Annotated in this window: 11 protein-coding genes; 9 read left to right on the top strand and 2 right to left on the bottom strand. The window is 61.4% G+C overall.

Annotated elements, in window-relative coordinates; genetic code table 11:
- The first annotated feature begins 20 nt into the window (after window positions 1-20).
- From J9870_RS04175 to J9870_RS04160, 4 genes are read left to right on the top strand one after another with little or no spacing between them, the layout of a single operon-like run.
- Window positions 21-1031 carry an ABC transporter permease subunit gene (locus J9870_RS04175; RefSeq protein WP_210642825.1) on the top strand — a complete coding sequence of 337 codons (1011 nt, stop codon included), beginning with the start codon at window positions 21-23 and terminating at the stop codon, window positions 1029-1031.
- A gap of 10 nt (window positions 1032-1041) precedes the next feature.
- The gene (locus J9870_RS04170; protein WP_210642824.1) at window positions 1042-1953 is read left to right on the top strand and encodes an ABC transporter permease subunit; all 912 of its coding nucleotides are present in this window, start codon (window positions 1042-1044) and stop codon (window positions 1951-1953) included.
- Between the two features lie 10 nt (window positions 1954-1963).
- Window positions 1964-2932, top strand: a complete 969-nt coding sequence (locus J9870_RS04165; RefSeq protein WP_210642823.1) for an ABC transporter ATP-binding protein — start codon at window positions 1964-1966, stop codon at window positions 2930-2932.
- Window positions 2932-3912, top strand: coding sequence for a peptide ABC transporter ATP-binding protein (locus tag J9870_RS04160; protein WP_210642822.1), 981 nt, complete (start codon window positions 2932-2934; stop codon window positions 3910-3912). The genes J9870_RS04165 and J9870_RS04160 overlap by 1 nt, the downstream gene beginning before the upstream one ends.
- Before the next feature lie 306 nt (window positions 3913-4218).
- Here J9870_RS04160 and J9870_RS04155 read toward each other — a convergent pair whose 3' ends face one another.
- Both J9870_RS04155 and J9870_RS04150 read right to left on the bottom strand, forming a co-directional pair.
- Window positions 4219-4476 carry a hypothetical protein gene (locus tag J9870_RS04155; RefSeq protein WP_210642821.1) on the bottom strand — a complete coding sequence of 86 codons (258 nt, stop codon included), beginning with the start codon at window positions 4474-4476 and terminating at the stop codon, window positions 4219-4221.
- Window positions 4477-4953: 477 nt separating this feature from the next.
- Complete coding sequence (locus J9870_RS04150; protein ID WP_210642820.1) at window positions 4954-6537, bottom strand: peptide chain release factor 3; 1584 nt, start codon at window positions 6535-6537, stop codon at window positions 4954-4956.
- A gap of 331 nt (window positions 6538-6868) precedes the next feature.
- Here J9870_RS04150 and J9870_RS04145 point away from each other — a divergent pair, with 331 nt between their 5' ends.
- From J9870_RS04145 to J9870_RS04125, 5 genes are all read left to right on the top strand, one after another.
- On the top strand, window positions 6869-7585 hold the full coding sequence (locus J9870_RS04145; RefSeq protein WP_210642819.1) for an ABC transporter permease: 717 nt from the start codon (window positions 6869-6871) through the stop codon (window positions 7583-7585).
- Between the two features lie 25 nt (window positions 7586-7610).
- Window positions 7611-8513 carry a glycine betaine ABC transporter substrate-binding protein gene (locus tag J9870_RS04140; RefSeq protein ID WP_210642818.1) on the top strand — a complete coding sequence of 301 codons (903 nt, stop codon included), beginning with the start codon at window positions 7611-7613 and terminating at the stop codon, window positions 8511-8513.
- Window positions 8514-8528: 15 nt separating this feature from the next.
- A complete protein-coding gene (locus tag J9870_RS04135) occupies window positions 8529-9182 on the top strand; it encodes an ABC transporter permease (protein WP_210642817.1) in 654 nt (217 codons plus the stop codon).
- Complete coding sequence (locus J9870_RS04130; RefSeq protein ID WP_210642816.1) at window positions 9179-10336, top strand: ABC transporter ATP-binding protein; 1158 nt, start codon at window positions 9179-9181, stop codon at window positions 10334-10336. The genes J9870_RS04135 and J9870_RS04130 overlap by 4 nt, the downstream gene beginning before the upstream one ends.
- 489 nt (window positions 10337-10825) lie before the next feature.
- Window positions 10826-11989, top strand: a complete 1164-nt coding sequence (locus J9870_RS04125) for a type III PLP-dependent enzyme (RefSeq protein WP_018611340.1) — start codon at window positions 10826-10828, stop codon at window positions 11987-11989.
- Window positions 11990-12062 lie beyond the last annotated feature (73 nt).

Raw genomic sequence — 12062 nt, 5'->3', positions numbered from 1 at the left:
CTGATGAGGTACACCTGAAGATGTTTAGTTTTATTGCCCGCCGACTGGGATTACTGATCCCCACGTTCTTCGGCATCACCTTGCTGACTTTCGCGTTGATTCGCATGATTCCCGGCGACCCCGTGGAAGTGATGATGGGCGAACGTCGGGTCGATCCCGAAATGCATGCTCAGGCAATGGAACGCCTTGGCCTGAATAAACCGCTGTATGCCCAGTACCTGGACTACATCGGCAAACTGGCCCACGGCGACCTCGGCGAATCGCTGCGTACCCGTGAAAGCGTATGGACCGAGTTCAGCTCCCTGTTTCCCGCGACCCTGGAACTGTCCATGGCCGCCCTGTTGTTCGCCGGTATCCTGGGCCTTTTGGCCGGGGTGATCGCGGCACTCAAGCGAGGGTCCCTGTTCGACCATGGGGTGATGGGCATCTCCCTGGCGGGATACTCGATGCCGATCTTCTGGTGGGGCCTGATCCTGATCATGTTCTTCTCGGTGTCCCTGGGTTGGACCCCGGTGTCCGGGCGGATCGACTTGCTCTACGACATCGAGCCCAAAACCGGTTTCATGCTGATCGACAGCCTGTTGGCCGATGAGCCTGGGGCATTTCTCGACGCGCTGCATCACCTGATCCTGCCGGCCATCGTGCTGGGCACCATTCCGCTGGCGGTGATCGCCCGCATGACCCGCTCTTCAATGCTCGAAGTACTGCGCGAAGACTACATCCGTACCGCCCGCGCCAAAGGCCTGTCGCCGTCGCGCGTGGTGTTCGTGCACGGCCTGCGCAACGCGTTGATCCCGGTGCTGACCGTGGTCGGCCTGCAAGTTGGCACGCTGCTGGCCGGTGCGGTCCTGACCGAAACGATCTTCTCCTGGCCGGGCATCGGCAAGTGGCTGATCGAAGCCATCGGCGCCCGGGACTATCCCGTGGTGCAGAACGGCATCCTGTTAATCGCCTGCCTGGTGATTCTGGTCAACTTCGTCGTGGACATCCTCTACGGCTTTGCCAACCCACGCATTCGTCACCAGCGCTGAGATCAAAACAATGAGTACTCCAACTACCTCGGTAGCAGTCGATCAAAGCCTGCTGTACCCGTCCCCGTACAAAGAATTCTGGCACGCGTTTTCCCGCAACAAGGGTGCCGTGGCCGGATTGATGTTCATGATCCTGGTGGTGTTCTGTGCGCTCTTCGCACCCTGGGTCGCCCCCCATGACCCGAGCGAGCAGTACCGCGACTTCCTGCTGACCCCGCCGGCCTGGCTCGAAGGTGGGCAAATCCAGTTCCTGCTGGGCACCGACGAACTGGGCCGCGATTTGCTCTCGCGCCTGATCCAGGGTTCGCGCCTGTCGCTGCTGATCGGTTTATCGTCGGTGGTCATGTCACTGATCCCGGGCATCCTGCTGGGGCTGTTCGCCGGGTTCTTCCCGCGCATCCTCGGCCCGACCATCATGCGTCTGATGGACATCATGCTCGCCCTGCCCTCGCTGCTGCTGGCCGTGGCGATCGTCGCCATCCTCGGCCCTGGCCTGATCAACACCGTGATCGCCATCGCCATCGTCTCGTTGCCGTCCTACGTGCGCCTGACCCGCGCCGCCGTGATGGGCGAGCTGAACCGCGACTACGTGACCGCCGCCCGCCTGGCCGGTGCCGGCCTGCCGCGCCTGATGTTCATCACTGTGCTGCCCAACTGCATGGCGCCGCTGATCGTCCAGGCGACCCTGAGCTTTTCCTCGGCGATCCTCGACGCCGCCGCCCTGGGCTTCCTCGGCCTGGGCGTGCAGCCGCCTACCCCGGAGTGGGGCACCATGCTGGCCTCGGCCCGCGACTACATCGAACGCGCCTGGTGGGTGGTGAGCCTGCCTGGCCTGACCATTTTGCTCAGCGTGCTGGCAATCAACCTGATGGGCGACGGTTTGCGCGATGCGCTGGACCCGAAACTCAAGAATGCCGCCTGAGGAGATTCCCATGTCACTGCTAGAAATCAAGAATCTCAACGTTCGCTTCGGCGACGCCACTGCCGTGCCGGTGGTCGACGGCCTGGACCTGACCGTGGAAAAAGGCGAAGTCCTGGCCATCGTTGGCGAATCGGGCTCGGGTAAATCGGTGACCATGATGGCGCTGATGGGTCTGATCGAGCACCCTGGCATCATCACCGCCGACGCCGTGAACTTCGACGGCAAAAACATGCTCAAGCTGAGCAACCGCCAGCGCCGGCAGATCGTCGGCAAAGACCTGGCGATGGTCTTCCAGGACCCGATGACAGCGCTCAACCCCAGCTACACCGTAGGTTTCCAGATCGAAGAAGTGCTGCGCCTGCACCTGAAGATGTCCAGCAAGGCCGCCCGCAAGCGCGCCATCGAGCTGCTGGAAAAAGTCGAGATCCCGGGTGCCGCCAGCCGCATGGACGCCTACCCGCACCAACTGTCCGGCGGCATGAGCCAGCGCGTGGCGATTGCCATGGCCATTGCCGGCGAGCCGAAACTGTTGATCGCCGACGAACCGACCACCGCCCTCGACGTGACCATCCAGGCACAGATCATGGACCTGCTGTTGGCCCTGCAGAAAGAGCAGGACATGGGCCTGGTACTGATCACCCACGACCTCGCCGTGGTCGCTGAAACCGCCCAGCGCGTGTGCGTGATGTACGCCGGCCAAGCGGTGGAAGTGGGCAAGGTGCCCGAACTGTTCGACATCCCCGCCCACCCGTACAGCGAAGCACTGTTGGCGGCGATTCCGGAACACAGCATGGGTGCCGAGCGCCTGGCGACCTTGCCCGGTATCGTCCCCGGTCGCTACGACCGTCCGCAAGGTTGCCTGCTGTCGCCGCGCTGCCCGTACGTGCAGGATAACTGCCGCCAGCAACGCCCTGCTCTTGACCCGAAATCCAACAGCCTCGCCCGCTGCTTCTACCCGTTGAACCAGGAGGTGGCGTGATGGCCGTCGTACTTACCGCCCGTGACCTGACCCGTCATTACGAAGTGTCCCGTGGCATGTTCAAGGGCCATGCGACCGTGCGTGCCCTCAACGGTGTGTCGTTCGAACTGGAAGCCGGCAAGACCCTCGCCGTGGTTGGTGAATCCGGTTGCGGCAAATCCACCCTCGCCCGGGCCCTGACGCTGATCGAAGAACCGTCCTCCGGCTCCTTGAAAATTGCCGGCCAGGAAGTGACCGGCGCCAACAAGGCCGAACGCAAGCAATTGCGCAAAGACGTGCAGATGGTGTTCCAGAGCCCGTACGCGTCCCTCAACCCACGACAGAAGATCGGTGATCAACTGGCCGAGCCATTGCTGATCAACACCAAGCTCTCGGCCACCGAGCGGCGGGAAAAAGTCCAGGCGATGATGAAGCAGGTAGGCTTGCGCCCCGAGCATTACCAGCGTTACCCGCACATGTTTTCCGGCGGCCAGCGCCAGCGCATCGCCCTGGCCCGCGCCATGATGCTGCAACCCAAGGTGCTGGTGGCGGACGAACCGACGTCGGCGCTGGACGTGTCGATCCAGGCTCAGGTGCTGAACCTGTTCATGGATTTGCAGGAGGAATTCAACACCGCCTACGTGTTCATTTCCCATAACCTGGCAGTGGTGCAACACGTCGCCGACGACGTAATGGTGATGTACCTCGGCCGCCCGGTGGAAATGGGCCCTAACGAGTCGATCTACAGCCGCCCGCTGCATCCGTACACCCAGGCGCTGCTGTCGGCCACCCCGACCATCCACCCGGACCCGAACAAGCCGAAGATCAAGATCGTCGGCGAACTGCCCAACCCGCTCAACCCACCGTCCGGCTGCGCCTTCCACAAGCGCTGCCCCTACGCCACCGAGCGCTGCAAAACCGAGGAACCGGCCTTGCGTCTACTCGATAACCGGCAGGTGGCGTGTCACTACGCCGAGCAGTTCCTCGAAGGCGCGCCGTAGCCATTCACCCCACCACCTGATCGTTCCCACGCTCTGCGTGGGGACGCCTCAACGGACGCTCCGCGTTCGGCTCTTGGGACGCGGAGCGTCCGTGGCTGCATTCCCACGCAGGAGCGTGGGAACGATCAGCAATGCTCCTGGCACTCCGAGTTGCCTGGTTTGGGGGCTGCTGCGCAGCCCAGCGGGGATAAATCCCCTCGCCACAGGGGGAAGTCTTCGCCTTGGGCCATGCACCCTGCATAAAAAACCCTCCAGCCCCGACTGAGTCTCAGTTGGGGCTGGAGGGGTTTTCTTTAGGTCAGAGATCTACGTCTGGCTATCGCCTTCCCCCTCTTCATCTTCATCACCGTCCGGCGGATCGACTGGCGAACCATCATCGTCCTCGCCATCGTCCGGGTCACCAGCCTCCGAATCGGACGCCGCCAGCATCAACTCACCCTGCACCACTTGCCCACTCGACGCGTGCTGCTCGTGCTCATCGCATTCCGCCCACACGGCCGTGGAGCCCAGGGACAGCATTACCAAAACCTTCAGCAAAAACATCATGCGTAGAAGCTTGTTCATAGCCAATTCCTTCTTTTCCGGATAAAGCCGGGGGCCTGATGGCGCTCAAGAAAATCTAGTTCTGAACAGGCCGGTTCACCAGATAGGACGCTTCAGAACAGACAGAAATGCCGCAACGCGACAGATTGGTTTCGAATAAGTGTTATTTCCAAACCAACTAACACCCAACATTCAATGTGGGAGCGGGCTTGCCCGCGAAGAGGCCGACACATCCAACATCCAGGCAAGCTGGCCCACCGCCATCGCGAGCAAGCTCGCTTCCACGAGGGGATCTGTGCCAAACACAAGTTTTTCGCCCACTGAAGATCCAGTGTGGGAGCGAGCTTGCTCGCGATGGCGGTGGGTCAGCCAGCGCTGAATTGCCTGACAGTCTGCTATCGCGAGCAAGCTCGCTCTCACAGGGGATGGGTGGCGCCCAGGTGGAAATAAAAAACCCCGCAGCTTTCGGTGCGGGGTTTTGGGTGTATAGCTCAGCGCTTAATGATGCTCACGCGTCGCACGGAATTTCACATCCGGCCAGCGCTCTTCCATCAGCGCCAGGTTGACCCGGGTTGGGGCCAGGTAGGTCAGGTGACCGCCGCCGTCCAAGGCAAGGTTTTCCACGGCTTTGTTGGAAAACTCTTCGAATTTCTTCTTGTCGCCACATTCCACCCAACGAGCGGAGTACACGGTGATCGGCTCGTAGGAGCACTCGACCTTGTATTCCTCTTTCAAGCGGCTGGCGACCACGTCGAACTGCAGCACACCCACTGCGCCGAGGATGATGTCGTTGCTGCGTTCCGGGAAGAACACCTGGGTGGCGCCTTCTTCGGCCAGTTGCTGAAGGCCCTGACGCAGTTGCTTGGACTTGAGCGGGTCTTTCAGGCGCACGCGGCGGAACAGTTCTGGAGCGAAGTGCGGGATGCCGGTGAAGCTCAGGGTCTCGCCTTCGGTAAAGGTGTCGCCGATCTGGATGGTGCCGTGGTTATGCAAACCGATGATGTCGCCGGCGAAGGCCTCTTCCAGTTGCTCGCGTTCCGAGGAGAAGAAGGTCAGGGCGTCGCCAATGCGTACGTCCTTGCCGGTGCGCACGTGGCGCATCTTCATGCCTTTTTCGTATTTGCCCGAGCAGATGCGCATGAAGGCGATGCGGTCGCGGTGCTTGGGGTCCATGTTCGCCTGGATCTTGAACACGAAGCCTGCGAACTTCTCTTCCACCGGCTCCACGGTGCGCTCATTGGCGACGCGGGCCAGCGGGCGCGGGGCCCAGTCGACCACGGCGTCGAGCACATGGTCGACACCGAAGTTGCCCAGGGCGGTACCGAAGAACACTGGGGTCAGTTGGCCGTCGAGAAATTCCTGCTGGTCGAACTCATGGCAGGCGCCCTGCACCAGTTCCAGTTGTTCGACGAAGCGCTCGTACTCGTCGCCCAGGTGCGCGCGGGCCTCGTCGGAGTCGAGCTTCTCGATGATTTTGACGTCGGTGCGCTCATGGCCGTGACCGGCGGTGTAGACGATGATGTAGTCGTCGGCCAGGTGGTACACGCCCTTGAAGTCGCGGTAGCAGCCGATCGGCCAGGTGATCGGCGCCGCCTTGATCTTCAGGACCGCTTCGATCTCGTCGAGCAGTTCGATCGGGTCGCGGATGTCGCGGTCGAGTTTGTTGATGAAACTGACAATCGGCGTGTCCCGCAGACGGCAGACGTCCATCAGCGCGATGGTGCGTGGCTCGACGCCTTTACCGCCGTCGAGGACCATCAGCGCCGAGTCCACCGCCGTGAGGGTGCGATAGGTGTCTTCGGAGAAGTCTTCGTGGCCCGGGGTATCGAGCAGGTTGATCATATGATCGCGATACGGGAACTGCATGACCGACGTGGTAATGGAAATACCCCGTTGTTTTTCCATTTCCATCCAGTCGGAGGTGGCATGGCGGTCGGACTTGCGAGATTTCACCGTGCCGGCGACCGCAATCGCCTTGCCCATCAGCAAGAGCTTCTCGGTGATGGTGGTCTTACCGGCATCGGGGTGGGAAATAATGGCGAAAGTGCGGCGTTTCGCGACTTCGGCGGCCTGTTTGGTCATGGGAAATCGCCTGGCAGGTGATTCAAAAAAGGGCGGCGATTATAGCTCAACTTGTGCCAGGAACCGAACCGTTGAGCACATCCAGGGTGGCCAGATCTTCCTCGACATGGGAACCTTTTGCCGCGTGGAGGCGTCCACCACCCTGCTACGGCTATTCGTCAGGGTCTGAAAAATCAGCAAGTTAGCCTGACGAGGCTGCGCTCATGGCTCGAATGACAGGCCGTTTACCGGCATTGAAAAGAGCTGCTTCTCGCGAACGTTTTCCCGGCAACCAGTGATGGTTCGCCGCCCGGGAAGGCGTGCGCCGACTGAAAGACAAAGGAGTCCGCCTGTGGCTATCCGCTATGGCAAAGGGCTTATCGGAGGTGCGGTCGTCGTCGCTCTCCTGGCCCTGTTGGTCCACTGGATCGGCATCGATACGATCCAACGCTACCACGACGATCTGCTGTTTTACCTGCAAGCGCACCTGATGCTTGTCCTGGCATCCATGCTGGCTGCCCTGCTCGTGGGCATCCCGGCCGGCATCGCCTTGAGCCGCCCCAGCCTGGTCGGGCGCGCCGAGCGCTTCATGCAAGTGTTCAACATCGGTAACACCGTACCGCCCCTGGCCGTACTGGCCATCGCCCTGGGTATCCTGGGCATCGGCAGCGGGCCCGCCATCTTCGCCCTGTTCCTCGCCTCGTTGCTGCCCATCGTGCGCAACACCTATGAAGGCCTGAAAAACGTCCAGGGTTCGCTCAAGGAAGCCGCCGTCGGCATCGGCATGACCCCGCGCCAGGTGCTGTGGAAAGTCGAATTGCCCAATGCCGTGCCGATCATCATCGGTGGCGTGCGGGTGGCGCTGGCGATCAACGTCGGTACCGCGCCTCTGGCGTTCCTGATCGGCGCCAACAGCCTCGGCAGCCTGATCTTCCCCGGCATCGCCTTGAACAACCAGCCGCAGCTGCTGCTCGGCGCGGCCTGCACCGCCCTGCTGGCGTTGCTGCTCGACGGCCTGGTGACACTGGCCAGCCGCCTCTGGCTGGAGCGCGGTCTGCGCCCGTCATAAGCCTGGCCGGATAAAGGAATCGTTTATGAAGAAGTTGAGCTTGATACTGGGCTGTGTCCTGCTGTTCGCAGGATTCGCCCACGCTGCTGAAAAACCCCTGATCCGCCTCGGCGCCCGGGTGTTCACCGAACAGACGCTGCTGGCGGAAATCACCGCGCAATACCTGCGCAACAGGGGCTACGACGCGCAGATCACCGGTGGCTTGGGCAGTAACCTGGCCCGCAGTGCCCATGAAACCGGGCAACTGGACATGCTGTGGGAATACACCGGCGTGTCGCTGGTGGCCTACAACCACGTCACCGAGAAACTCGACAGCGCCCAGTCCTACGCCCGAGTGAAGGAACTGGACGCGAAAAAAGGCCTGGTCTGGCTGACCCCGTCGAAATTCAGCAATACCTACGCCCTGGCCCTGCCGGAAAAAATCGCCCGCCAATACCCGCAGATCAACAGCATCAGCCAGTTGAACACGGTGCTGCAGGCCGAAGCCGACGATAACCACCTGGTGGCCCTGGACACTGAGTTCGCCAACCGCTCCGATGGTTTGGCGGGCATGGTCGAGCAGTACGGCATGAACCTGACTCGCAAGAACATCCGGCAGATGGATGCGGGGCTGGTCTACACCGCCCTGCGCAACGGCCAGGTATTTGCCGGCCTGGTGTACACCACCGACGGCCGGCTGAACGCGTTCAAGCTGAAGTTGCTGGAAGACGACAAGCATTACTTCCCCGACTACACCGCCGCGCCAGTGGTGCGCCAGGCGTTCCTCGACGCGCATCCGCAACTGGCCGAACAGCTCAAGCCCCTGGCCGAGCTGTTCGACGACGCAACCATGCGCCAGCTCAACGCCCGCGTGGACGTCAACCACGAAAGCCCTTCCACCGTTGCCGCCGATTTCCTGCGCCAGCATTCCCTGCTCTCAACCCAATGACCTGGAGGAAAAGCCATGGATTTTCTTGACGCCTTTTCCCATCTGGACTGGCCGCTGGTACTGAACCTGACCTGGCAGCACATCACCCTGGTGGGCATCGCCGTGACCCTGGCGATTGTGGTCGGCGTGCCGCTGGGCATCTTCATGACCCGCTTCCCGGCGCTCGCCGGCCCGTTACAGGCCAGCGCCACGGTGCTGCTGACGATTCCGTCGATTGCACTGTTCGGCCTGCTGCTGCCGTTCTATTCCAAATTCGGCCAGGGCCTGGGCCCGATGCCGGCGATCACCGCCGTGTTCCTCTATTCCCTGCTGCCGATCATGCGCAACACCTACCTGGCCTTGACCGGCGTGGAACCGGGCATCCGTGAGGCCGCCCGCGGCATCGGCATGACCTTCGGCCAGCGCCTGCGCATGGTCGAACTGCCCATCGCCGTGCCGGTGATCCTGGCCGGCGTGCGCACTGCCGTGGTCATGAACATCGGTGTCATGACCATCGCCGCCACCATCGGTGCCGGTGGCCTGGGCGTGCTCATCCTCGCTTCCATCAGCCGCAGCGACATGTCGATGCTGATCGTCGGCGCCGTGCTGGTCAGTCTCCTGGCCATCTTCGCCGACCTGCTTCTGCAATGGCTGCAACGCTCGCTGACCCCAAAAGGATTACTGAAATGATCGAACTTCAAAACCTCAGCAAAACCTTCAAGAGCAACGGCAAGGACGTCAAGGCCGTGGACTCGGTGAACCTGATCGTCAACGAAGGCGAGATCTGTGTGTTCCTCGGGCCGTCGGGCTGTGGCAAAAGCACCACGCTGAAGATGATCAATCGCCTGATCCCGCCCACCTCGGGCAAGGTGTTGATCAATGGCGAGGACACCACCGGCCTGGACGAAGTGACCCTGCGCCGCAACATCGGCTATGTGATCCAGCAGATCGGCCTGTTCCCGAACATGACCATCGAGGAAAACATCACTGTGGTTCCGCGCCTGCTCGGCTGGGACAAGCAGAAATGCCACGACCGTGCTCGCGAGCTGATGAGCATGATCAAGCTCGAACCCAAGCAATACCTGCATCGCTACCCCCGTGAACTGTCGGGCGGCCAGCAGCAACGAATTGGCGTGATCCGCGCCCTGGCGGCCGATGCGCCGCTGCTGTTGATGGACGAACCCTTCGGCGCGGTGGACCCGATCAACCGCGAGATGATCCAGAACGAGTTTTTCGAGATGCAACGGGCGCTGAACAAGACCGTGATCATGGTCAGCCACGACATCGACGAAGCCATCAAGCTGGGCGACAAGATCGCGATCTTCCGCGCCGGCAAGCTGGTCCAGTTCGATCACCCGGACACCTTGCTCGCGCATCCGGCCGATGAGTTCGTCAGCAGTTTCGTCGGCCAGGACAGCACCCTCAAGCGCCTGTTGCTGGTCAAGGCCGAAGACGCGGCGGACAACGCCCCGTCGGTCAGCCCGGAGACGCCTGTAGCTGAAGCACTGGAGCTGATGGACGAACATGACCGGCGCTATGTGGTGGTCACCTGCGCCGAGAACAAGGCCCTGGGGTACGTCCGCCGTCGCGACCTGTACCGCCAGACCGGCACCTGCGCGCAGTTCCTGCGCGAGTTCAACTCCACGGCGGCCTACGACGAGCATTTGCGGATCCTGCTGTCGCGCATGTACGAATTCAACCGTTCGTGGCTGCCGGTGATGGACGCCGAACGGGTGTTCCTTGGCGAAGTGACCCAGGAATCGATCGCCGAGTACCTGAGCTCCGGCAAGTCCCGTGGCGGCAAGACCAGCATTGTTTCGCCGGCCGAGACAGCGTCGGCCTGATCGGGCACAGCAGCCTTCGACTGATCGTTCCCACGCTCTGCGTGGGGATGCCTCCACGGACGCTCCGCGTTCGGCTTTGGGGACGCGGAGCGTCCCGGGCTGCGTGCTCACGCAGAGCGTGGGCACGATCATCAGCCTCCTTGAAAAACCGATCCAAGGGAACATCAATCTGTCACGCAGGTCGGTTACATCATGAGCTGTCGCGGGCCGCACGACGGATGTGTGCAAAAACGCGACATTTTTAGTTGATCTCAGGCCCCTCACGCCCTAAAGTTCGCGCCGAACGTCCATGCTGGAAACGATCCATCCGGCTCAAGTACTGACGACGAGACAGCAAGGCCAAGGGCATCATGCATCCCATGGCCTTTTTGCTTTCGGCGACATGCCTTGGGAAGTAGGCGAACCAAAGTGGGGATACGGAGGACGTTCACGAGGGCTGCTTGCCCTCACACCCATTGATCCTGATGTTTGCCAGTAGGAGTCCCAAGTATGTCGATCCAGGTCGAAGATTATTTCGCGCGCGAAACCTTCCAGAAAATGAAAGCGTTCGCCGACAAGCAGGAAACCCCGTTCGTGGTGATCGACACCGCGATGATCTCCAAGGCCTATGACGACCTGCGCGCTGGTTTCGAATTCGCCAAGGTCTACTACGCCGTCAAGGCCAACCCGGCGGTGGAAATCATCGACCTGCTCAAGGATAAAGGCTCGAACTTCGACATCGCCTCGATCTATGAGCTGGACAAGGTCATGAGCCGCGGCGTCGGCCCGGACCAGATCAGCTACGGCAACACCATCAAGAAATCCCGCGACATCCGCTACTTCTACGAGAAGGGCGTGCGCCTGTATGCCACCGACTCCGAAGCCGACCTGCGCAACATCGCCAAGGCCGCGCCGGGCTCGAAAGTCTATGTGCGTATTCTCACCGAAGGTTCGACCACCGCTGACTGGCCGTTGTCGCGCAAGTTCGGCTGCCAGACCGACATGGCCATGGACCTGCTGATCCTGGCTCGTGACCTGGGCCTGGTGCCGTATGGCATTTCGTTCCACGTCGGCTCGCAACAGCGCGACATCAGCGTCTGGGATGCGGCCATCGCCAAGGTCAAGGTGATCTTCGAACGCCTGAAAGAAGAAGACGGCATCGTCCTGAAGCTGATCAACATGGGCGGCGGCTTTCCGGCCAACTACATCACCCGCACCAACAGCCTGGAAACCTACGCCGAAGAAATCATCCGCTTCCTCAAGGAAGACTTCGGCGACGACCTGCCGGAAATCATCCTGGAGCCGGGCCGTTCGTTGATCGCCAACGCCGGCATCCTGGTCAGTGAAGTGGTGCTGGTGGCGCGCAAGTCCCGTACCGCTGTCGAGCGTTGGGTGTACACCGATGTGGGCAAGTTCTCCGGCCTGATCGAAACCATGGACGAAGCCATCAAGTTCCCGATCTGGACCGAGAAGAAAGGCGAGATGGAAGAAGTGGTCATCGCCGGCCCAACCTGCGACAGTGCCGACATCATGTACGAAAACTACAAGTATGGCTTGCCGCTGAACCTGGCCATCGGTGACCGCCTGTACTGGCTCTCGACCGGTGCCTACACCACCAGTTACAGCGCCGTGGAATTCAATGGCTTCCCGCCGCTGAAGTCGTTCTACGTATAACGCGCTGATCGCCGGACCCGAAAGCCCGTGACTGTGTCACGGGCTTTTTTGTGGGAGCAAGGCTTGTTCGCGA

This window comes from Pseudomonas sp. Tri1 (assembly GCF_017968885.1).
In the GTDB taxonomy this organism is placed as follows: domain Bacteria; phylum Pseudomonadota; class Gammaproteobacteria; order Pseudomonadales; family Pseudomonadaceae; genus Aquipseudomonas.
This window is presented reverse-complemented; position numbering and strand designations above follow the sequence as displayed.